The organism is Serratia sp. JUb9, from assembly GCF_014298095.1.
GTDB classification, from domain to species: domain Bacteria; phylum Pseudomonadota; class Gammaproteobacteria; order Enterobacterales; family Enterobacteriaceae; genus Serratia_B; species Serratia_B rhizosphaerae.
In genome coordinates this window covers 2,206,622-2,228,296 of the sequence record NZ_CP060416.1, presented here as the reverse complement: position 1 = coordinate 2,228,296, position 21,675 = coordinate 2,206,622, and the positions used below count along the sequence as shown (strand labels likewise).

The 21,675-nt window shown below is 57.8% G+C and carries 18 protein-coding genes; 6 read left to right on the top strand and 12 right to left on the bottom strand.

Annotated elements, in window-relative coordinates:
• Window positions 1-13: 13 nt before the first annotated feature.
• Genes prmC through hemA form a run of 3 tightly spaced genes read right to left on the bottom strand, consistent with a single transcriptional unit; the run spans window position 14 to window position 3,233 of the window.
• Window positions 14-853: a peptide chain release factor N(5)-glutamine methyltransferase gene (prmC, locus tag HF675_RS10540; RefSeq protein ID WP_187044575.1), complete on the bottom strand. Its 840-nt coding sequence runs from the start codon at window positions 851-853 to the stop codon at window positions 14-16.
• Window positions 853-1,938, bottom strand: a complete 1,086-nt coding sequence (prfA, locus tag HF675_RS10535; protein WP_105231431.1) for a peptide chain release factor 1 — start codon at window positions 1,936-1,938, stop codon at window positions 853-855. Before prfA ends, prmC begins: the two co-directional genes overlap by 1 nt.
• 32 nt (window positions 1,939-1,970) lie before the next feature.
• Entirely contained in the window at window positions 1,971-3,233 is a 1,263-nt protein-coding gene (gene hemA / locus HF675_RS10530; RefSeq protein WP_105231432.1) for a glutamyl-tRNA reductase, read from the bottom strand.
• A gap of 557 nt (window positions 3,234-3,790) precedes the next feature.
• Here hemA and HF675_RS10525 point away from each other — a divergent pair.
• The 4 genes from HF675_RS10525 (at window position 3,791) to prs (ending at window position 7,783) form a co-directional block, all read left to right on the top strand.
• Complete coding sequence (locus tag HF675_RS10525) at window positions 3,791-4,942, top strand: porin (protein ID WP_187044574.1); 1,152 nt, start codon at window positions 3,791-3,793, stop codon at window positions 4,940-4,942.
• 234 nt (window positions 4,943-5,176) lie between these two features.
• A complete protein-coding gene (gene lolB, locus HF675_RS10520) occupies window positions 5,177-5,800 on the top strand; it encodes a lipoprotein insertase outer membrane protein LolB (protein ID WP_187044573.1) in 624 nt (207 codons plus the stop codon).
• Window positions 5,797-6,657 carry a 4-(cytidine 5'-diphospho)-2-C-methyl-D-erythritol kinase gene (gene ispE, locus HF675_RS10515; protein WP_187044572.1) on the top strand — a complete coding sequence of 287 codons (861 nt, stop codon included), beginning with the start codon at window positions 5,797-5,799 and terminating at the stop codon, window positions 6,655-6,657. The genes lolB and ispE overlap by 4 nt, the downstream gene beginning before the upstream one ends.
• A gap of 178 nt (window positions 6,658-6,835) precedes the next feature.
• The gene (gene prs / locus HF675_RS10510; RefSeq protein WP_015672655.1) at window positions 6,836-7,783 is read left to right on the top strand and encodes a ribose-phosphate diphosphokinase; all 948 of its coding nucleotides are present in this window, start codon (window positions 6,836-6,838) and stop codon (window positions 7,781-7,783) included.
• A gap of 171 nt (window positions 7,784-7,954) precedes the next feature.
• Here prs and ychH read toward each other — a convergent pair whose 3' ends face one another.
• The gene (gene ychH / locus HF675_RS10505) at window positions 7,955-8,233 is read right to left on the bottom strand and encodes a stress-induced protein YchH (RefSeq protein ID WP_105231435.1); all 279 of its coding nucleotides are present in this window, start codon (window positions 8,231-8,233) and stop codon (window positions 7,955-7,957) included.
• Between the two features lie 310 nt (window positions 8,234-8,543).
• On the opposite strand from ychH, the gene pth reads away from it, so the two are divergent.
• Window positions 8,544-9,134 (top strand): aminoacyl-tRNA hydrolase, encoded by a 591-nt coding sequence (gene pth / locus HF675_RS10500; protein ID WP_105233394.1) that lies wholly within the window; start codon window positions 8,544-8,546, stop codon window positions 9,132-9,134.
• A gap of 484 nt (window positions 9,135-9,618) precedes the next feature.
• On the opposite strand, the gene HF675_RS10495 is transcribed toward pth, so the two are convergent.
• On the bottom strand, window positions 9,619-11,094 hold the full coding sequence (locus HF675_RS10495) for a SulP family inorganic anion transporter (protein WP_105231436.1): 1,476 nt from the start codon (window positions 11,092-11,094) through the stop codon (window positions 9,619-9,621).
• 354 nt (window positions 11,095-11,448) lie between these two features.
• Here HF675_RS10495 and ychF point away from each other — a divergent pair, with 354 nt between their 5' ends.
• Window positions 11,449-12,540, top strand: coding sequence for a redox-regulated ATPase YchF (gene ychF / locus HF675_RS10490; protein ID WP_105231437.1), 1,092 nt, complete (start codon window positions 11,449-11,451; stop codon window positions 12,538-12,540).
• Window positions 12,541-12,608: 68 nt separating this feature from the next.
• Here the strand turns inward: ychF and HF675_RS10485 are convergent, their stop codons facing one another.
• The 7 genes from HF675_RS10485 to agaF form a co-directional block, all read right to left on the bottom strand.
• Window positions 12,609-13,961, bottom strand: a complete 1,353-nt coding sequence (locus tag HF675_RS10485) for a cytochrome c (protein WP_187044571.1) — start codon at window positions 13,959-13,961, stop codon at window positions 12,609-12,611.
• Between the two features lie 26 nt (window positions 13,962-13,987).
• The gene (locus HF675_RS10480) at window positions 13,988-16,225 is read right to left on the bottom strand and encodes a xanthine dehydrogenase family protein molybdopterin-binding subunit (protein WP_187044570.1); all 2,238 of its coding nucleotides are present in this window, start codon (window positions 16,223-16,225) and stop codon (window positions 13,988-13,990) included.
• A complete protein-coding gene (locus HF675_RS10475) occupies window positions 16,222-16,680 on the bottom strand; it encodes a (2Fe-2S)-binding protein (protein ID WP_105231440.1) in 459 nt (152 codons plus the stop codon). Before HF675_RS10475 ends, HF675_RS10480 begins: the two co-directional genes overlap by 4 nt.
• Window positions 16,681-17,160: 480 nt before the next feature.
• Window positions 17,161-19,050 carry an enterotoxin gene (locus HF675_RS10470; protein ID WP_187044569.1) on the bottom strand — a complete coding sequence of 630 codons (1,890 nt, stop codon included), beginning with the start codon at window positions 19,048-19,050 and terminating at the stop codon, window positions 17,161-17,163.
• Window positions 19,051-19,099: 49 nt separating this feature from the next.
• The gene (gene kbaY / locus HF675_RS10465; protein WP_187044568.1) at window positions 19,100-19,978 is read right to left on the bottom strand and encodes a tagatose-bisphosphate aldolase subunit KbaY; all 879 of its coding nucleotides are present in this window, start codon (window positions 19,976-19,978) and stop codon (window positions 19,100-19,102) included.
• A gap of 8 nt (window positions 19,979-19,986) precedes the next feature.
• Window positions 19,987-21,141: an SIS domain-containing protein gene (locus tag HF675_RS10460; protein ID WP_187044567.1), complete on the bottom strand. Its 1,155-nt coding sequence runs from the start codon at window positions 21,139-21,141 to the stop codon at window positions 19,987-19,989.
• Window positions 21,142-21,226: 85 nt separating this feature from the next.
• Entirely contained in the window at window positions 21,227-21,661 is a 435-nt protein-coding gene (gene agaF, locus HF675_RS10455) for a PTS galactosamine/N-acetylgalactosamine transporter subunit IIA (protein ID WP_105231445.1), read from the bottom strand.
• Window positions 21,662-21,675: the final 14 nt, after the last annotated feature.

The window sequence follows — 21,675 nt, the reverse complement described above, 5'->3', positions numbered from 1 at the left end:
TTTCCAGTAATTATTATTGGGCCGGCAGATACTGCCCCAGCGTTACCCGCTCGTTGCCGCCATAGTCACGGCGGCTCTCCACGGCGCCAAAGCCCGCCTCGGCCAGCAGTTCACGCACGCTGGCCGCCTGTTGCCAGCCGTGCTCCAGCAGCAGCCAGCCTTGCGGCAAAAGATACTCCGGCGCCTGGCGCACGATGGCGCGTAAGTCCGCCAGGCCGTTCTCCTCCGCCACCAGCGCGCTGTCCGGCTCAAAGCGGACATCCCCTTGCGACAGATGCGGATCGGCGGCGTCGATATAAGGCGGGTTACTGGCAATCAGCTGGAAACGCTGCCCGGCCAGCGGCGAAAACCAACTGCCCTGAACAAACTGCGCATTGGTAATCGCCAGTTTTTGCGCGTTATGGCGCGCCAGCGCCACCGCTTCAGGCTGGAAATCAACGCCGGTTACCGTACAGTCGGGACGTTCGCTGGCCAACGCCAACGCAATGGCGCCGGTGCCGGTACCCAGATCGAGAATGGCGCAGGCGCCGGCAGGCAGACGTGCCAGCGCCTGCTCGACCAGACATTCGGTGTCCGGCCGTGGAATCAGGGTTGCGGGGGAAACAGACAGCGGCAGCGACCAGAATTCACGCTCGCCCACCAGATAGGCAATCGGCTCGCCGCGCGCCCGGCGCGTCAGCAATATTTCCAGCCGGGCGATCTCCTGAGGGGTCAGGCAACGCTCGCCAAACGCCAGCAGATAGGTTCTGGCGCGCCCGGTGACAAACCCCAACAGGATTTCCGCGTCCCGCCGGGCGCTGTCGCTCTCCGTCAGCCGGGCCGTTGCCGCCTTCAGACAGCTTTGATAATCCATCACTCTTGCTCGGCGGACAACGCAGCCAGCTGATCCGCCTGGTATTCCTGCACGATAGGTTGGATCAGCATATCCAGCTTCCCTTCCATCACTTCGTCCAGCCGGTAGAGCGTCAGGTTAATGCGGTGATCGGTCACGCGGCCCTGCGGGAAATTATAGGTACGGTTACGATCGGAACGGTCACCGCTGCCCAGCAGGTTACGCCGCGTTGATGCCTCTTCCTGCTGGCGTTTGGCCACCTCGGCGGCACGGATGCGCGCGCCCAGAACCGACATCGCTTTCGCTTTGTTTTTATGCTGTGAGCGCTCGTCCTGACACTCCACCACAATGCCGGTCGGCAGGTGGGTAATACGGATCGCCGAATCGGTGGTGTTAACGTGCTGACCGCCGGCGCCGGAAGAACGGAAGGTGTCGATTTTCAGGTCACCGGGGTTGATATCCGGCAGTTCAGCCTCCGGCACCTCCGGCATCACCGCAACGGTGCAGGCCGAGGTGTGAATGCGCCCCTGAGATTCGGTTTCCGGCACGCGCTGCACGCGATGGCCGCCAGATTCAAACTTCAGCTGGCCGTATACGCCCTCGCCCGAGACTTTGGCGATCACTTCTTTAAAACCGCCGTGCTCGCCTTCGTTGGCGCTCATCACTTCTACCCGCCAGCGGCGCGTTTCGGCATAGCGGCTGTACATCCGGAACAGGTCGCCGGCGAACAGCGCCGCCTCGTCGCCGCCGGTGCCGGCGCGAACTTCGAGGAAGCAGCTGCGCTCATCGTCGGGGTCTTTCGGCAACAGTAACAGCTGCAGCTGTTGCTCCAGCTCTTCGATCACCGTTCTGGCCTGTTTAATCTCTTCCTGCGCCATCTCGCGCATTTCCGGGTCTTCCAGCATCATCTCGGCGGTCGCAAGATCGTCTTGCACCTGGCGCCACTGCAGGAAACAGTTGCTGACATCGGTCAGCTGCGCATATTCGCGCGACAATGCCCGGAACCGGTCCTGATCGGCAATAACGCCGGCATCGCCGAGCAGCGCCTGAACTTCTTCATGGCGCTCTTGTAACGCTTCCAGTTTGGCAACAATAGAAGGCTTCATGCGTGGTTTTAAACCCTGTAAATAGAGAGAAACTAGTGCTGATCCAGCCCGAGGCTGTCGCGTAATATTTGTAACCGCTCCACATCGCCGTCGCCGGCAGCCTGCTGGAGGGATTTGGTAGGGGCATGAATAAGACGATTGGTCAGATTATGGGCCAATTTATGGATCACCTGCTCCACATTGGCACCCTGCGCGATGGCCGCTAACGCTTTGGCTTCCATTTCGCTGCGGATCTGATCGGCCTGCGAGCGGTAGTCGCGAATGGTTTCCACCGCACCCTGCGAGCGCAGCCAGGCCATAAAATTGGTGCTTTCCTGTTGAACGATGGATTCCGCCTGCACTGCCGCCGCCTTACGCTGCGCCAGGTTGTTCTGAATAATCGCATGCAGGTCGTCAACGCTGTACAGATAGGCGTTCGCCAGCTTGCCGACCTCCGGCTCGATATCGCGCGGAACGGCGATGTCCACCAGCAGCATCGGCTGATTGCGGCGCGCCTTCAGCGCCCGCTCAACCATGCCTTTGCCGATGATCGGCAGAGGACTGGCCGTCGAACTGATAATGATGTCAGCATCGGCCAGGCGCGCGTCAATTTCCGGCAGCGTAATCACCTCGGCGCCGACTTCATCCGCCAGCAGTTGCGCCCGCTCGCGGGTACGGTTGGCGATGATCATATGCTTGACCTGATGTTCCCGCAGATGACGCGCAACCAGCTCAATGGTTTCGCCCGCGCCCACCAGCAACACGTTCAGATCCGCCAACGACTCGAAAATCTGGCGCGCCAGCGTACAGGCGGCAAACGCCACGGACACGGCGCTGGCGCCAATCTCGGTTTCGGTACGCACGCGCTTGGCGACGGAGAAGGACTTTTGGAACAGGCGCTCCAGCTCACCGGATAGCGACTGCTCACGTTGGGACTCGGCAAAGGCTTTTTTCACCTGGCCAAGAATCTGCGGTTCGCCCAGCACCAGTGAGTCCAGACCGCTGGCAACGCGCATCAGGTGGCTGACCGCATCATTACCGTGATGCCAGTACAGGCTCTTTTTCACCTCTTCCGGGCTCAGCTGATGGTATTCACACAGCCAGGCCACCAGTTGCTCGTGAATGTGCTCCTGCTGCTCCACGCTGAGGTACAGCTCGGTGCGGTTACAGGTGGACAACACGACGCCGCCCTGCACCAGCGGCTGCTGGAGCAGACTATTGAGCGCCTGGTCAATGCTCTCTGGAGAAAAGGTGACTTTTTCCCGCAAAGCAACCGGTGCGGTTTTGTGGTTAATGCCTAAGGCAAGCAGGGTCATTGCTTCAAGTAATACTTCTGTTGGTACGGGTTTCGTTGACGGCATTCTACTTGATGCGCGGCATCAATAAAAGCAACAAGCGCATCTTACGCCCAATCGCTGCCATCGTCGGCACACATCAAACAACCGCTTAAAAACAAACCATTAATTTATAATGACGATCAAAACTAAAGAACCGACGCCGCTGGCCGATTAAATCAGGTAACGATCGCGTGTTATGTGTAGTTTAGCGCTTTTTGCCGGCCAGATAAAACTCGCCGCGCCATGGCGCTCCTGCGCTGAACCTGTACGGATATTAATCAATAGTTAGTTATGATTATAACCACTGGCAACCTTCCCAATTGTTATTATTGAATTTCTGTCCGCCTGTTCGCATAATTCCGCGCCGTATAAATTCGTACATAGCGAATAATATCGGTTTATCCGTTCAGCCCCGATAACATCGGCGCCCGAAGTGATAATGCATTATATAAAGGACGCCGCGGGTGGTTTGAGCATCGGTGCGAACCATTCGTCGGAATTAAAAAATTGTATAAATATAAAAAGCAGGTATGGATATGGCACATAAAATTAGTCGTTTAGCCCGCGGCGTGGCCGTTGGTCTGATAGCTGGCTGCACCGCCTTTGCCGCGCAGGCAGAAATCACCTTACTGAAACAGGATCCGCAGGCCGGCGATCCGCTGAGCCGTCTCAACTTCACCGTCGGCGGCAGCATCCGTCCACAGTTCAATATGATGACCGGCGACGGCGATAAAGGCTCTTACAAACGCAACGGCTTTGACGGCGGCACCCGCTTCCGCTTTGCCGCTGACTACTACCTGTTCGATGACATCAGCTGGATCAGCTACTACGAACTGGGCGTCAACATCCCGGCGCTGTTTGACTGGGACAACCACTACGCCGACGGCGCCAACAACACCAGCCGCCGCATGCTGTACACCGGCCTGAAGAGCAATACCTGGGGCCAGTTGACTTTCGGCCAGCAAAACAGCGTTTACTATGATGTGGTCGGCGCCAAAACCGATATCTGGGATTACGACATGCTCGCCCAGGCACCGGGCAACGGCATCAACGGCGACTACGACGGCTCTTACCGTTCCCGCAAAATGCTGAAGTACAAGAAGACCTTCGGCGATGCCGACGTCTACGCCTCTTACCTGTTCAACGACAGCGACTACCTGCCGGGCAACGGCCTGCGTTATAAGCGCAAAGGCGGCGGCTCACTGGGCGTCGATTACCATCTGACCCGCGACCTGACCTGGGGCACCGCGTGGAACTACACCCGTGCGGAAATGCGCGATCCGACCGGCGGAGACAGCAAAACCTACGACCAGAACATCCTGGGTACGGCGCTGAGCTGGAAGCCTGACAACTGGACCTTCAGCTTCGGCGGCGGCTGGTACAATAACTTCCTGACCACCAAGCAGACCGACGTGCACAATTACTTCGCCGGCGACGCCTGGGGTATTGAATACTACGCCGGCTACACCGCACCGGTCGGCCAGTATGCGCTGAAATCCGTCACCCCTTATGTGATGGGCGACCGCCTGGAATACGTCAGCGGCCGCAACTATCAGCGTATCGATAACGGTCTGGGCGTCACCTTCCAGTTCGACTACGGCTTCCGTACCGATGTGGAACACGTGTTCACCTCCAGCACCGACAACCTTGGCGATATGACCGTCGTACGTCTGCGTTACGACTTCTGATCGTACGGGCGCCCGCCTTGCCGGCGCGGCGCCCCGTTTTCTGAGAAAAAACCGCATTTTTCATCTTCTTGCTACATCCTTCCCCCTATCTCCGCGTACACTATGAACATTCGTCCGCCCTGACGCCGACGCGCTGAATCATAATATTGACGCTGCGCGCCTGTGCCGTTAGCGTGGTGGCAAAAATGGGTGGCGTCACGTCAGCCCGCCAGGACAAAAGGACAAAAAATCGTTATGCCTATCCGCAAAGTCAGTTTGCTACGCCTTATCCCGCTGGCCAGCCTGGTGCTGGCGGCCTGTACCACCACCAGACCGACCGGCCCGGCCACCAGCCCGACGTCTCCTGAGTGGCGAGCCCATGAGCAAGCGGTGCAGCAGTTAAACCAGTATCAGACCCGCGGCGCTTTCGCCTATCTTTCCGACAGCAAAAAAGTCTACGCCCGCTTCTTCTGGCAGCAATATTCGCCGGATCGCTACCGTCTGCTGCTGACCAACCCGCTCGGCAGCACCGAGCTGGAGCTGAACGTGCAGAAAAACGTGGTGCAGCTGACCGATAATCAGGGCAAACGCTACGTCAGCGACAATGCCGAGGAGATGATCCGTAAGATGACCGGCATGGCGATTCCGATGAATAATCTGCGTCAGTGGATGCTCGGCCTGCCCGGAGAAGCGACCGACTTTACCCTGGATGACCGCTACCGCCTGAGCAAACTGAATTACCAGCAGGAAGGCCTGAGCTGGAAAGTCAGCTATCAGGACTATAACAGCGATATTCAGCCCCAGTTGCCGAGCCGTCTGGAGCTGCAGCAGGGCGACCAACGCATCAAGCTGAAAATGGATAACTGGACGCTCAAATGATTCAGCAGTGGCCCTCGCCGGCAAAGTTAAACCTGTTTTTATATATCACCGGCCGTCGCGCAGACGGCTACCATCAGCTGCAGACACTGTTTCAATTCCTTGATTACGGCGACACGCTGACCATCACTCCGCGTCAGGATGATAAAATCTGCCTGCTGACGCCGGTTGACGGCGTTGAGGATGAGCACAACCTGATCGTACGCGCCGCCCGCCTGCTGCAGCGTTACTGTGATGAACAGCAGATCGCCACCCCGCCGCGCGGCGCCGACATCCGGGTTGAGAAAGTGCTGCCGATGGGCGGCGGCCTGGGCGGCGGCTCATCAAACGCGGCGACGGTGCTGGTGGCGCTGAACAGCCTGTGGCAGTGCGGCCTTAGCGACGAACGGCTGGCCGAACTGGGTCTGAGCCTCGGCGCCGACGTGCCGGTGTTCGTGCGCGGCCACGCCGCGTTCGCCGAGGGCATCGGCGAACGGCTGCAGCCTGCCGATCCGCAGGAAAAATGGTACCTGGTCGCCCACCCCGGCGTCAGTATTCCTACACCGCTGATTTTCGGCGATGCCGAACTGAAAAGGGATACGCCGGTGCGCACGCTAAATGAACTGTTTCAATTACCGTACGCCAATGATTGCGAACCGATCGCAAGAAAACGTTTTCGCGAGGTTGAACAGCTTCTTTCTTGGCTGTTACAATACGCGCCGTCACGCCTGACCGGCACAGGTGCTTGTGTGTTTGCAGAGTTCAACACCGAGTCCGAAGCCCGCCAGGTGTTAAATCAAGCCCCGGCGTGGTTGCGTGGTTTTGTAGCGCGTGGCGTTAACATTTCACCACTACATCGTACCCGTTCCGGGCAAATTTGAGTCGTAGCTCGACGTTTCGTTGCGCAGGGCCCGTTTTATTCGGCCCTGTATCCCTGCGCTACTACGCCTCATAGTTTTACATACCCGTATGTCTATTGCGTCAGCCATGCTCAACAGCCCCCTGTGCTGGCCGACTGTCAATAGCATCTTCTCTGGACGCAAGCCTGAGGTTCTTCTCGTGCCTGATATGAAGCTTTTTGCTGGTAACGCCACCCCGGAACTAGCACAACGTATTGCCAACCGTTTGTACACCAGCCTTGGTGACGCCGCTGTAGGTCGTTTTAGCGACGGCGAAGTGAGCGTGCAAATCAACGAAAATGTACGCGGTGGTGATATTTTCATCATCCAGTCCACCTGCGCTCCCACCAATGACAACCTGATGGAACTGGTTGTCATGGTCGATGCCCTGCGGCGCGCTTCTGCAGGCCGCATCACCGCCGTTATCCCCTACTTCGGCTATGCCCGTCAGGACCGTCGCGTTCGCTCCGCGCGTGTGCCAATCACCGCTAAAGTGGTTGCCGACTTCCTGTCCAGCGTCGGGGTTGACCGCGTGCTGACCGTGGATTTGCATGCTGAACAGATCCAAGGCTTCTTCGATGTACCGGTTGATAACGTCTTCGGCAGCCCGATTCTGCTTGAAGATATGCTGCAGCAGAACCTGGAAAACCCGATCGTTGTTTCTCCGGATATCGGCGGCGTCGTGCGCGCACGTGCAATTGCCAAGCTGCTCAACGATACCGATATGGCCATTATTGATAAACGTCGCCCACGCGCCAACGTTTCTCAGGTGATGCACATCATCGGTGACGTTGCCGGCCGCGACTGCATTCTGGTCGATGACATGATCGATACCGGCGGCACCTTGTGTAAAGCGGCTGAAGCGTTGAAAGAACGCGGTGCCAAGCGCGTATTCGCCTACGCGACGCACCCGATCTTCTCCGGCAACGCCGTAGACAACATCAAGAATTCCGTGATTGATGAAGTGATCGTCTGCGACACCATCCCGCTGTCACCAGAAATCAAGGCACTGAAAAACGTACGTACTCTGACCCTGTCCGGCATGATGGCTGAAGCTATCCGCCGTATCAGCAATGAAGAGTCAATCTCTGCGATGTTCGAACATTAATTCTCCGTCGGCGCGGGCATTCCGCGCCGCCGTTGAACATGGTCAGACGCAGTAAAAGAAAAACCCGTTGGCGCCTCGGCAACAACGGGTTTTCTATTTTAAAGCGCTCATAGCGTTAAACCTGGTTACGCGTCACAGTACCTGTGCCCCTCTGTCTCCCTGACGTAATGACTAATGCGATGAACGATGATGGCTATTGCGGCAACGCTTATCAAAATGTTTTACCCACCAATAGCGATCCGCAACCTGTTCACGTCCGCCGATACGCGCGCCGGCCAGCCACAGCAAGGCGCCGATAAAGATACTGAATATCGCTCCGTGGGAGAAAAACTGCGGTAAATTGAACTGAGAGACCTCGGCGACAATGGAATAGCCAACGCCGCCAATCATCACCAACAGCCCAAGCCCCATCAGAGCGTTACCCATCACATCCGCGTTTTTACGTTTCATATGTCACCTCCATAGCGCTAAATGCCAGCGGGATGAATAAGTCATTGTTAACTCCCTGCGATGAATTAATTATAGACACTCCCGGGGCAAGGGTATTGCGTTGGCGATCACAGATGTGTAATTAACACTGACAAATCTTTACTTTAGAAGCAGCAACTAGCTATAAAGTTGAACTATAACCCGTGTGCATTATTCACTTTTCAAAGTAAAGGGCTGTCGTTTATTACCGAACACGACGTGTTTTGTCATTCGGCGCAACGGAAGGTAGACTAATGCCCTTTCCATTATTTTGAGCATAGTGAATCTCTCCGTGAGCAGTATCAAATTGATTGTCGGCCTGGCCAACCCCGGCGCCGAATATGCGCAAACGCGCCACAATGCAGGCGCCTGGTATGTAGATCAACTGGCGCAACGCCATAACCAGGCGTTGAAAGAAGAAGGCAAATTCTTCGGCTATACCGCACGCCTGAACCTGGCCGGAAACGACGTCCGGCTGTTGGTGCCAACCACGTTTATGAATTTGAGCGGTAAGGCCGTGGCGGCCATGGCGTCGTTCTATCGCATCCAGCCAGATGAAATCCTGGTCGCTCATGATGAGCTTGATTTGCCGCCGGGCGTCGCCAAGTTAAAACTGGGTGGCAGCAACGGCGGTCATAACGGCTTAAAAGATATTCAGAGCAAGATGGCGAACAACCCGAACTTTTATCGTCTGCGTATTGGCATCGGTCATCCGGGCGACCGCAACAAAGTCGTGGGATTCGTACTGGGCAAACCGCCGGCCAGCGAACAGAACCTGATCGATGAAGCAATAGACGAGTCGCTGCGCTGCACCGAAGTGCTGTTAAAAGACGGTATGACCAAGGCCATGAACCGTCTGCATGCATTTAAAGCTGGCAACTGAAGTCAGTCTCAGGCTGCATGGTTAACCATGCAGCCTCACTTTATTTCTCACAAAACAAGACGCCGACTTGACGCTTCGCCGCAATTAACGGCCGTCTGACATTGCCTAGGACTCAATGTCAGTCAGGCAATGCCTAGACGTCGGCGGATGGAGCGGCGTTTTTTCCTGATTGAGTGACGTAGTACAGGCTTTTCCCTTAGCATATTACGGCTATGCAGTGAAAAAGAAAGTAAAGATAACATTAATAATGTTGGCGTTATATAAATAAACATTCCATTCATTTAACCTATCCTCCTTGACATCCTCCAAACGCAAAAAAAATGCCGAGCCGGAGTAACCAGCCTCATTCAATGCAACAATAAAACACATCTAAAAAATTACAAAAAAAATTAATAATACCAAAGAGATAAATGGAACATTCTTGTTATTTATCAGCTTTAATTCAGAAAAACCCCAATAATCTTTATTATTGGGGTTTGGTATTTTAGTCTGCGGCAACGCGATAGGTGGGATCGTCCAATTCATGAAGACAGAACGGACCAGCCTGCTTCAGCAGACTGACGCAGTCAGCGCTTAGATGACGCAGACGCACCGTCTTGCCGGCGGCCAGGTAGCGCGCCGTGAGCTTATCAATCGCCTCTACGCCGCTGGAATCCATCACCCGGGTCTGTGCAAAGTCTAAAATAACCAACGCCGGATCGTGTGCAGGGTCAAAGAGCTCGGCAAAGTCCGTCGTGGATCCGAAAAAGAGCGGCCCCGCTAAAGAATAAACAACGGTGTTGTTTTCTTCTTTTTTATCACGGATAGATATTTTTGCCTGTTTCCAGGCAAAGACCAACGCCGAAATAATGACACCGCTGATAACCGCCACGGCCAAATCTGCAAATACCGTAATAACGGTGACGGTCAGCAGAATAAAGGCGTCTTCTTTCGGCATTCTTTTTAAGCGGCGCAGCGAACTCCACTCGAAGGTGTTATAGCACACCACCAGCATAATGCCGGCCAGCGCGGCAACGGGAATATAACCGATGTAGGATGACAGGCTGACCACAAACAGAATCAGCAAAATAGCGCCAACCGCTGCAGAGATGCGGCCACGGCCGCCGGAGGTGAAGTTGATGATCGACTGGCCGATCATCGCACAACCGGCAAAGCAGCCAAACAGCCCGCAAATAGTATTCCCTGCCCCCTGGGCGATGCTTTCACGGTTGCCGTTGCCTTTACTGTTGCCCATTTCATCCAGCACCGTCATGGTCAACAGCGATTCAATCAAACCGACCAGCGCGATAATCACGGCGTATGGCAGCACCACCTTCAGCATATCGAGCGTAAACGGCGCCATCGGCAGGCTAAAGTGCGGCAGACTGCCGGAGATATCCGCCAAATCCCCCACCCGCAGCGTATTCAGTCCAAACCCGATCGCCAGCGCCGACACCACGATCAGCGCCGCCAAAGATGCCGGGATCGCCTTGGTCAGACGCGGGAAGAATACCACCACCAGAATCGCCAGCAGCACCAGGCCGTACATCAGCGGCCCCTGCCCGGCGACCATATGCAGCTGCGCCAACATAATAACGATCGCCAGGCCGTTGACGAAGCCATGAATCGCCGGCAGCGGTACCAGACGAATAAATTTCCCCAGGCGGAAAATGCCGATCAGGATTTGAATCACGCCGGCAAAAATGGTCGCCCACAGCACGTAATCCATCCCGTGCTGGGCCGCCAGGCTCATTAACACCACCACGATGGAGCCGGCCGCGCCGGACACCATGCCGGGTTTACCGCCGAACAGCGCCGTGGTCAGGCCGATAATAAATGCGGTATGCAGGCCGACGATGGGCGACAGCCCGGCGACCAGAGAGAAGCCGACGGCTTCCGGGATCATGGATACCGCGACAACAAAGCCGGCCAGGACTTCATTCTTGACGTCCGCCAGCCTGAAGTTGCTCAGGTTAAGCATAAATTTTCCAGATAGTCTGAGATTGCAAAAACAGTGCATGCCTGATGCAGGCAGCAAAAAACATCAGCGCCGGCGCAAGGCCAATGCTGTTACAGAGAGAGTAAGCGGGCGGGAAAACTCAGGGTGGAGTAGGCAAGAAGTACATCCGCGCGTTTCCTGTTGGTTAAAGATAGTAAACAGTATGTTGAAACGTGAGCAAGATCTCAACACAAACTTCGTAAGCAAAGCTCTCCGCCCTCACGCCGGGATCGTGATAGATGCGCATTACGTGTATAATGACGCAATTATTCTGCCCTTTATGCGGCCAGTTAATGCTAACTGGTTGTTAGTTAAGATATTTAAGGTGATAACAACATGGGATTCAAATGCGGTATCGTCGGCCTGCCAAACGTAGGCAAATCCACCCTGTTCAACGCGTTGACCAAAGCGGGTATCGAAGCAGCCAACTTCCCGTTCTGCACCATTGAACCGAACACCGGTGTGGTTCCGATGCCCGATCCGCGTCTGGACCAGTTAGCCGAGATCGTCAAACCCCAGCGCATCCTGCCGACCACCATGGAATTCGTCGATATCGCGGGCCTGGTGAAAGGCGCCTCCAAAGGCGAAGGCCTGGGTAACCAGTTCCTGACCAACATCCGCGAAACCGAAGCGATCGGCCACGTGGTGCGCTGCTTTGAAAACGACAACATCATTCACGTTTCCGGTCAGGTCGATCCGGCATCGGATATTGATGTGATCAACACCGAGCTGGCGCTGTCCGACCTGGATACCTGTGAACGCGCCATGCACCGCATCCAGAAGAAAGCCAAAGGCGGCGATAAAGACGCCAAGGCAGAGTTGGCCGCATTGGAAAAATGCCTGCCGCACCTGGAAAACGCCGGCATGCTGCGCGCGCTGGATCTGAGCGCGGAAGAGAAAGCGGCCATCCGCTACCTGAGCTTCCTGACGCTGAAGCCGACCATGTACATCGCCAACGTGAACGAAGACGGCTTTGAAAACAACCCGTACCTCGACAAAGTGCGTGAAATCGCCGCCGGCGAAGGCTCCGTGGTGGTCGCCGTCTGTGCCGCCGTCGAATCCGACATTGCCGAACTGGATGACGAAGAGCGCGACGAGTTTATGGCCGAACTGGGTCTGGAAGAGCCAGGCCTGAACCGCGTGATCCGTGCCGGTTACCAGTTGCTGAACCTGCAGACCTACTTCACCGCCGGCGTCAAAGAAGTGCGCGCCTGGACCATCCCGGTCGGCGCTACCGCACCGCAGGCAGCCGGCAAGATCCACACCGACTTCGAGAAGGGCTTTATCCGCGCGCAGACCATCGCCTTTGACGACTTCATTACCTACAAGGGCGAGCAAGGCGCGAAAGAAGCCGGAAAGATGCGCTCTGAAGGTAAAGAGTACATCGTCAAAGACGGCGACGTAATGAACTTCCTGTTTAACGTCTGATAGATAACCTCTCCCCATAAAAAACCACGCTAACGCGTGGTTTTTTTATTCATCATCACCGCTCGTCCTTAACGCATCTGCAGGATAATAACGTTGCTGCTGGCGGGATCGGTTTTCTCGCGTAGCTCCCCAACCGCCTTGGCATCCGTCTCCGCGCCCTGATTCCCCCATGAGGTACGAATAAAGTTCAGCACGTCGGCGGTCTGCTGGTCGGTAAGCTGTTTACGGTACGGCGGCATACGGTAGGCATCCGGCACGCCGTCGGCCACAATACGCGCGGAGCCGTTCAGCACCACGTTGATGGAAGACGACGCATCAACCTGCATTGACGTCGCGCCGGCCAGCGGCGGGATCCACGGCGCCTGACCACGACCATCCGCACCGTGGCAGCTGCTGCAGCGCGCCATATAGGTCTGCCTGCCGGGATGACTCCCGCTGCCGCCCGGCGCAGCAGCTGAGGCTTCTCCTTGCGGATATCGCCAGGCGTTGCCGCTGTTATTACTGCCGGCCGGCAACGCCTTCAGATAGTGGGCGATCGCGCGCAGATCGTCATCGCTCATAAACTGGGTTGAGTTGTTGAACGCATCAGTCATTGAGCCGAACACCACGGCGTGCTGGTTGCGCCCCTGCTTAAGGAATGTCACAACGTCCTCTTCGCTCCAGCGGCTGATGCCGGTATTGGCATCGTTACGCAGACTTGGCGCATACCAGCCGTCCAGCAGCGCGCCGGCCAGATACTCCTGGCTGCCGGCGTCCAGCGCCTTCTCATTAAAGGCCAGCCCGCGCGGCGTATGGCAACTGCCGCAATGCCCCGGCCCCTCCACCAGATACGCGCCACGGTTCCACTGTTCGTCCTGGCTCTCCTGCGCCTGATAAGGCCCGCCGCGGGAAAACGCCGCGCTCCACAGCGCCAGCGGCCAGCGCATATTCAGCGGCCACGGAATTTCTGTCGGGCTATTCTGGCGGGATACCGGTTTAACGCCCTGCATCATAAAGGCATACAGCGCCGCCACGTCCTCATCGCTCAGCTTCTGGTAAGAAGGAAACGGCATGGCTGGGTACAGGCGATGGCCGTCACGTGCGACGCCGTGGCGCACCGCGCGATCGAAATCGGCCAGCGTGTAGCGCCCGATGCCGGTCTCGTCATCAGGCGTAATGTTGGTGGTGTAGATTTTCCCTACCGGCGTCGCCATCGCCAGGCCACCGCTGAAAGGCGCGCCGTCCGGCGTGCTGTGGCATGCCACACAGTCGCCGAGCCGGGCGACATACTCCCCCTGGCGAATCAGATCGGCGGAGATTGCCGACGTGTCCGTCGGCTCATGATCAAACGTTGAAGCAGGCGTACGCAGCAGCCACACGGTCGCCACCGCGGCGACGCCCACCAAACCGGCCACTATCAGGCCGAGCCTTTTCAGTTTCATGATTCTTTCCCTTAAGCGCCTGCGGCTCAGCTGAAGTTAAAACGTGACAGCGGCATGGAGCGGATCCGCTCGCCGGTCAAGCGGGAGACGGCGTTCGCCACGGCCGGCGGTATGGCGGGCAGTGGCGGCTCACCAATGCCGCCCATTTTGGCGCCGCTCTCCACAATGCGTACCTGCACCGGCGCCATGCGCGAGGGCGGCAGAATCGGGTACATATCGTAATTGCGCGCGACCGGCTGGCCTTTTTCATACACGCTCTCTTCTAGCAGCACCTGAGATAGCCCAAGGGCAACAGCACTATTGACCTGCGCCTCAATGATTGCCGGATTAACAATGCTGCCGGGATCGATCGCCTCCCAGACCTGATGCACCTTAACCTGACCATTCTCGATGGAAACCTCGGCAATGGCCGCCGCCTCAGAGCCAAACGGCGAGGCCATCGCCACCCCACGCGCCCGGCGGCTGCCGTCAGGCGCGGTATAAGGGCCGGCCTGCCAGCCGCCGGACATCTCCGCCACTTTGTTGAGCAACGTCGTCAGCCGTTGATTCCCCTTCAACAAATGCAGTCGCAAGGCGAAAGGATCCAGCTTGCTCTTATCGGCGATCTCATCGAGGAAACACTCATAGAGAAAATCATTCATTGAGTTGCCCACCGAGCGCCAGTAACCCAGCTTGACCGGCCCCTTTTTATAGATCTGCGCGATACGCACGTTGGGAATGGCATACGCTTTACCCGTCAAGCCTTCCAATGCCGTGGGATCCAGCTGCTCGCCGTGTTTGCCTGCCTGCCCTTCCGTCGGCCCTTCGCAGATGCTGACCGCCTCCAGCGCCACGGGGTAGCCCTGCGCATCCAGCCCGGCACGGAAACGCACCGCGGCCATCGGCCGGTGGGTGTCGCGCAGAAACTCCTCCTCCCGGCTCCAGATCAGCTTGATAGGCCGGCCAACCGCTTTGGCCAGCGCAATGGCCTGCGGATACACCATCGCGGTGTCATAGACAAAGTGGCGGCCAAAGAAACCGCCGAGCAGCGGTGAATGGATAATGATTTTTTCAGGGGCGAGTCCGGTGCGTTTAGCCACGTCGGCCTGAAACATTTCCGGCGCCTGATTCGGTATCCACAGCTCCAGGGTGCCGTCGTTATTAAAGCGCGCCAGCGCGGAAGGCGGCTCAAGCTGGGCATGATTGAGATACTGGCTGTGATAGGTCGCGCTCAGCGTGGTTTCCGCCGCTGACATTCCCTGCGCGATATCACCCTTCACTTCCGCGTCTTCGCCCTTGCCCGGCTCCTGCGCCAGCACGGCGGCAAACGCTTCAGAGGAGAAATCGGCAGGCATATAGTTACCGTCCGGCGTGTCAGGCTCCAGCCACTCAACCTGCAGCGCTTCGGCGGCGCGTTTCGCCTGCCACCAGCGCTCCGCCACCACGGCCACCGCCCCCGGCAGTACATGTACCGAGTGCACGCCTTTCATCGCCTTGACCTTATCTTCATTACGCAACTTGCCGGCATGCAAGCCAAGCCGTGGCGCATGCTGGACGGCGGCATGCAACATGTCGTCAACGCGGCAGTCGATGGTATAGACGGCCTTGCCCGTCGACTTTTCATGCATATCGAGGCGCTGAACCGGTTTGCCGATCCAACGGAAGCGGGCAGGATCTTTAAGCGTCACTGAATCCGGCGACGGAACGGATAAATCGCGGGCGCGGGCGGCGAGTTCGCCATAGCTCAGCGAACGACCGGAAGCCGCATGAATAACCCGTCCCGGCTCGGTCTGCAGCTGTTCAACCGGCACGGAAAGCTCCGCCGCTGCTGCCTGCAGCAGCATCTGCCGCGCCAGAGCGCCGAGACGACGCATGGTGGTGTAGCTGGCCCGCACCGACTGGCTGCCGCCGGTGATGCGCATCCCGCCCTCCATCACCTGATATTGTGAACCGGCCGGCGCATTCTCGACGATAAAGGTCGCCGGATCGGCATCCAGCTCCTCACCAACTATCTGCGCCATCGCGGTAAATATCCCCTGTCCGCCCTCGATAAACGGCGAAAGGAATTTCACCGAGCTGTCGGGGCGGATTTCTAGGAATGCCGGCACCCGCGTCCCCGGCGCTAAAACGGCTTCAGCCGCCTGAGCGCGGCTCTGCCCAATCGGCAAACCGACGCCCAGCACCAAAGCGCCGGCAAGGCTGCCGCCGGCCAGCAGAAAACGACGCCGTGAAAGGTTAACCGGTTGCTCATCCAGAGCTGTCAGATCGTGATCGCGTCGTTTCATGCGTTGTCTCCCTCCCCCGCAACCTCATGAATGGCGGCGCTGATAGCGTTGTAGGTACCGCAGCGGCATAAATTCACCATCGCCGCAGCAATCTCCTCGTCCGAAGGATGAGCGTTATGCTTTAACAAGGCGGTTGCCGCCATCACCTGGCCAGACTGGCAATAACCGCATTGCGGCACCTGATGCCGAACCCACGCCGCCACCACGCGCTTGCCGACGTCATCACTTTCGATCGCCTCAATGGTGGTGATTTTTTTCCCGGCGACGGTCTCCAGCGGCGTCACGCAGGAACGCACGGCCTGGCCGTCCACCATAACCGCACAGGCGCCGCACTGCGCCAGGCCGCAGCCATATTTCGTGCCGGTCATGGCCAGATCGTCGCGGATAACCCATAACAGCGGCGTATCCGCGTCCGCATCGGTCTGATAAATCTTGTTGTTGATATCGAGTTCCATCGCTAACCGCTCCAGATAAAATAGTGCTCACAATGACGGCTGTTCAGCTTGCAGGCTCAGGCAATGGCTACCCCGCAATGCTGATAAGGGTGGGTACGTCAGAAAAATGACGGAGATGAAGAAGACTTTTTATATTTACAAATATTAGACAAATAATTAACAGTTTCCTGCTCAATGTGGTTATGAAAAAAATTCACAAATCGCTACGTCGGATGCGTCAGCGCGCCAGGCCGTTTCCCGTGGCCGAAGCGCAGCCCGCGCTGTTTAAGGCGCGGACATCATGAAATGGAGGTCGGGGATAAGGGACGGGAAAATTAGCCTGTGCCGGTGAACAAGCGTTACCGGCCACTTTGCATTGGAAACCCACGTGGCGCACATCGCCAAACGCATCCGCGAGGTGATTGGCGGCGAACGGGTCTGAGCCGATAGTAAAAATCCACGCCGCAGCGTGGATTTTTACTAGTCGGAATTAAGCTGCGCCTATTTGACCGGCGTCGTCTCAAACACCAGCGTTTCCAGCGGCTGCAGGGTAACCACCAGCGCCTGCTGATACGCCTGCGGGAAGGTGGCATTGTTGCCGTAAACCGGCTTCAGGCTAAAGCGGGTGGCGGCGCCCTGCGGGATTTCAAAGTCTTTACTCAGGTTCAGGTAATAGGCCTGCGGCTTATCCAGCGGGTTACGCAGGCCGAAAATCGCCTTCTCCGGTTGCCACGACGCCCAACCGTATACCTCCAGCCGCGTCGGGTCACCGCCGATCCAGTGGGTATCGACCAGCACATCGGCATTATCCCGCGACCACGTCGCCGCCTGCGCCAACGTATCCCACTTATGGTCGTTCAGCATCGACGGGGTGATATACAGCTCCTGCAGCTGCGTACCGGTGGCGAAGAAGCTCCACACCTGGTCGTCAAAGTCGTCGTCGCTCTGTACTTTCTCCAGGCCGTAGTAGGCATTTGCCGCGCTGATAATGCCGTGATACATCAGTGAATTCAGCGGGAACAGCGGCCCTTTTCTGACGATCGAGCGATAGGTTTCCGCATCGCGGTAGGTCATCCACCGCTGCACCGGCGAACCTTTGCCGTACAGATTGATATCATCCCCCTGCCGCCAGATGGAATCGGCATAAAACAGCCAGGACGGGCTGGCGTTGGTGCCGGTGGTCAGGTTGATAAACTGATTCGGATTGGCGGCGCGCATAGAGTCCAGCAGCGCGATCGAAGCATCAAAATCCGAGGCGAACGGACTGCCGGCAAGATGCGCGTTGGCGTTGCCCATGCCGTCCAGCTTGAACGAGGTGATATGCTCGTTCTTGATCAGCTTGACGATCTGCTGATTAAAATTCTTAAAGTAGTTCGGGCCGGACAGAGCCAGCTTGCCGTCAACGGTTTCAAAGCCGTACTCTTTGGCGTGGGAGACGCGTATATCGCGCGGTGTGTTATAGCCGCCCCACGGCGACAGCCACAGGCCGACCGAACTGTGCAGACTTTCCGCTTTCTTTTTCACCGTGCCAAAGCCGTGGCGGAAGGCCGGGCCGAACAGCCAGCGTCCGGTGCGGTCATCCCAGCCGTCGTCCAGCAAGAACGCGTCCAGCTTCACGCCGCGCCCGCTGATAAAGGCTTTGTCCCACTCGTCCATCCGTTTCAGCACATCCTGTTCGGTATAGGTGGTGAAAAAGCCGATATCCATCCAGCTGTTGTAGTGCAGATAAGGCTGATACGGCCGCGCGCGCACCGTATTAATGAACTGGTTGACGCTGCGGCGCAGCTGGCCGACCTGCGGGAAGGTGCCGAAATAGATACGATAGCTGACCGGCGTTTCCGGCTGTATCGGCGTCGCCAGTTCCACATTCAGGTTGGTGGTGGCCTCGTAGGCGTAGGTATTGACGATCGGTTTTTCCGGCATGATAAAGAATGAGTCGGCGATAATCGGCGAACTGTTAATCGCACCGTCAACATACGGGGCCTGGGACTGCTTCTTCGTCGGGAAGAACGTGATCTTCGCCACGCTGCGCGCCTGCTTCAGCGCCGTAATCTTATAATCGATGCGGGCATACTTGCCGTGCAGCGTGTTGAGCGTCACGCTGACGTTGAAGTCCGGGCGCGTATACGCCAGCACGATCGCATCGCCCTGCTGGCTGACGCTCTTCAGCGTGAAATCCGCAGCATGAATTACCGTTTCATCCGGCAACGTCAGAAAAAACAGCTCCTGCGGCGCCAGCCGGCTTCCGCCGGCCTTATCTTTAATCGCCAGCGCCGATTTGCCCTCGTCAAAGGTTACGGCAATCTTCTCATTGTCGAGCGCATATTGCGCGGCGGTCGCGCCGTTGGCAACCAGCAGCGCCAACAGCGCCACGCGGGTGACTTTCTTCATTCCAGAGGTCCTTATTGTTGTTATCGAAGGTAACGGTAATAACGGCGCATTACGCCGTCAGCGCCGTCTCCGCGCCGATGCGACCCGCCGAGCCGCACAGGCTGATTTTATTGCTGACCACCTCTTTCATTGCATCCATGCCCACGCGCAGGTAATAACGGGGATCGTTGCCCTGCGGGTTATCGGCAAACCACTGCTTCACCGCCCCGGCGAAGGCGATCTTCAGCTCGGTGGCAATGTTGACTTTGCAGACACCGAGTTCAATCGCCCGGCGCACGAAGTCGTCCGGCACATCGCTGGCGCCGTGCAGCACCAGCGGCACGCTGACCACATCGCGAATGGCCGCCAGCCGCTGAAAATCAATCTTCGGCCGCTTGGTGTATAAGCCGTGCGCGGTGCCGATGGCGACGGCCAGGCTGTCGACGCCGGTCTGCGCCACAAAGCGCCGCGCCTCCTGTGGATCGGTCATAAACGCCTGCTCTGCGTCGGTGGCCATATCATCCTCCACGCCGCCCAGGCGGCCCAGCTCGGCCTCCACGCTGCAGTCATGACGGTGACAATACGCCACCACCGACGCCACCAGCCGGACGTTATCGTCAAACGGCAAATGGCTGCCGTCGATCATCGCGCTGCGTACCCCGGTCTGCACCTTGCGGCGGATATCATCCAGCGATTCATGGTGGTCGAGATGCAGCGCCAGCGGCATCCGATAGCTGTCGGAATAGGCGCGGCACAGCGCATAGATCTCGTCAAAAGCGATATGTCTGAAGGTGCCGGGCGTACCCGCCAAGATCACCGGCGAGCGCAGTTCGGCGCACACTTCCAAAATCGCCTGAATAGTCTCGGCATTATGAATATTGAACGCCGGCACGGCGTAGCCGTTGGCCTGCGCGTCCAGTAACAGATACTTGGTGGAAATAATGCTCATGGTGCCTCCTACGCTTGCCATGCATGAATAACCACGCCCTGCACCACCCGGTTTACCGCGCCGCTGGCGGAAGGCGTATCCGGCGTGATGCCCGCTTTCAGCGATTCGCTCAGTGCGAACATCTGCGCATACATCAGGAAACAGAACGCCAGCTCCACATCGTTGAACCCGCGTGAAGGCGGCAGCAGGATATGCGGGCCTTGCTCAACCATCGCGTCCGGCTCCGCCGCGATCGCCAGCACGCGCATCGCCTGGTTATCACGCCGCAGCTCGGCCAGCAGATCCAGGTCGTAACGCCGCGTATAGGGATGACTGGAAATAAACACCACCACCAGCGTCTCGTCATCCACCAGCGATTTCGGGCCGTGACGGAAGCCGGCCGGCGAATCGTAAAACGCCGCCAGCCGGCCGGCGGTCAGCTCCAGCACTTTCAGCGCGGCTTCGCGCGCCGCCCCCTGCAGGCCGCCGCTGCCGAGGTAGGCGACGCGCTTCCACGGCAGGCTGCCGAACACGCCCTCGCGGACATCGTCCAGCGACGCCAGAATGCTGCGGCAGCGCTCGGCTACGTCGCGGAACGCCCCGACGTTAAATACCGCCGGCACAAACGCCGCCAGACAGCTGAGCATCATGGTGGTGATGCTGCTGGTCATGGCAAAACCGCGATCGTGCGTTTCTGCCGGCATCAGCAGTGCGAAGGCATTGCCGTCGTCACGCGCGTTTTGATACAGGCTGCCGCCCTCATTACAGGTAATCACCAGGTGATGGCATTCCGGCACAAGCTGATTCGCCAGCTCAATGGCCGCCAGGCTTTCCGGACTGTTACCAGAGCGGCCAAAGGAGACCAGCAGCAGCGGGTGGGCGGCGTTCAGGTAGTCCATCGGGTTGGTGACCAGATCGGTGGTGGGCAACGCGCTGAAATTCTTGCCCGTGTAGCACGTCAGCCAGGGGGCGATAATCTCGCCGATAAACGCCGAGGTGCCGGCGCCGGTCAGCACAATGCGTAAATCCTCATTCAATAGCAGCGGCGCAAGAAACTGCTCAAGCGACTGGCGCAGGTTATCGATAGCATTTAACGCCCGTAGCCAACTGGCCGGCTGCTGGCGGATCTCGGCTTCTGTCCAGGTGCCCGTAGCAACGGTCGGGCAAGTCTCGGTTTGTGGCATAACTTCATCCTTAGTCGTGTGACATCAATATCGGGCGTGGCGGCATTTCGCCTGATGACGTTTTGGGCTATTCGCATGCAGTGGGTTATATGCCCTCTTCCAGCGGCTTTTCCTCTCGGCAGCGCCCCAGCTCATCCGCCAGGCTGGTCAACCCGCGGCGTCCGCACGCCAGCGCCTGCCGGCGAAATGCTTCGCTGCTCAGCCCCTCACGCTCCAGCACCATCTCCAACAAAAGTTGCAGATTGGTGCCGGTAATCACTTCCCGCCCCGGCTGCTGCATCGCCAGCGTCGACGCGACGCGGAACGGCGTGCCCCCCAGCAGGTCGGTCAGAAACACCAGATCCTCGTGCGCATCGAGTGCCGCAACCGCCTGCTCCAACTGTGCGGTCAGCAGCGATGTGCTCGAACTTTCGGTAAAATCGATCGCCATAAACTGCGGCTGCTCGCCCAGTATCTGCGTCATCGCCCGCGCCAGCCCGCTGGCGAAGCCGCCGTGGCCGCAAAGAATAATGCCTATCATCGTGAACGCCTCCG

Bases quoted from the DNA above. Each gene is read 5' to 3' on its own strand.
- prmC (WP_187044575.1), bottom strand. From the start codon at position 853: ATGGATTATCAAAGCTGTCTGAAGGCGGCAACGGCCCGGCTGACGGAG.
- prfA (WP_105231431.1), bottom strand. From the start codon at position 1,938: ATGAAGCCTTCTATTGTTGCCAAACTGGAAGCGTTACAAGAGCGCCAT.
- hemA (WP_105231432.1), bottom strand. From the start codon at position 3,233: ATGACCCTGCTTGCCTTAGGCATTAACCACAAAACCGCACCGGTTGCT.
- HF675_RS10525 (WP_187044574.1), top strand. From the start codon at position 3,791: ATGGCACATAAAATTAGTCGTTTAGCCCGCGGCGTGGCCGTTGGTCTG.
- lolB (WP_187044573.1), top strand. From the start codon at position 5,177: ATGCCTATCCGCAAAGTCAGTTTGCTACGCCTTATCCCGCTGGCCAGC.
- ispE (WP_187044572.1), top strand. From the start codon at position 5,797: ATGATTCAGCAGTGGCCCTCGCCGGCAAAGTTAAACCTGTTTTTATAT.
- ychH (WP_105231435.1), bottom strand. From the start codon at position 8,233: ATGAAACGTAAAAACGCGGATGTGATGGGTAACGCTCTGATGGGGCTT.
- HF675_RS10495 (WP_105231436.1), bottom strand. From the start codon at position 11,094: ATGCTTAACCTGAGCAACTTCAGGCTGGCGGACGTCAAGAATGAAGTC.
- ychF (WP_105231437.1), top strand. From the start codon at position 11,449: ATGGGATTCAAATGCGGTATCGTCGGCCTGCCAAACGTAGGCAAATCC.
- HF675_RS10485 (WP_187044571.1), bottom strand. From the start codon at position 13,961: ATGAAACTGAAAAGGCTCGGCCTGATAGTGGCCGGTTTGGTGGGCGTC.
- HF675_RS10480 (WP_187044570.1), bottom strand. From the start codon at position 16,225: ATGAAACGACGCGATCACGATCTGACAGCTCTGGATGAGCAACCGGTT.
- HF675_RS10475 (WP_105231440.1), bottom strand. From the start codon at position 16,680: ATGGAACTCGATATCAACAACAAGATTTATCAGACCGATGCGGACGCG.
- HF675_RS10470 (WP_187044569.1), bottom strand. From the start codon at position 19,050: ATGAAGAAAGTCACCCGCGTGGCGCTGTTGGCGCTGCTGGTTGCCAAC.
- kbaY (WP_187044568.1), bottom strand. From the start codon at position 19,978: ATGAGCATTATTTCCACCAAGTATCTGTTACTGGACGCGCAGGCCAAC.
- HF675_RS10460 (WP_187044567.1), bottom strand. From the start codon at position 21,141: ATGCCACAAACCGAGACTTGCCCGACCGTTGCTACGGGCACCTGGACA.
- agaF (WP_105231445.1), bottom strand. From the start codon at position 21,661: ATGATAGGCATTATTCTTTGCGGCCACGGCGGCTTCGCCAGCGGGCTG.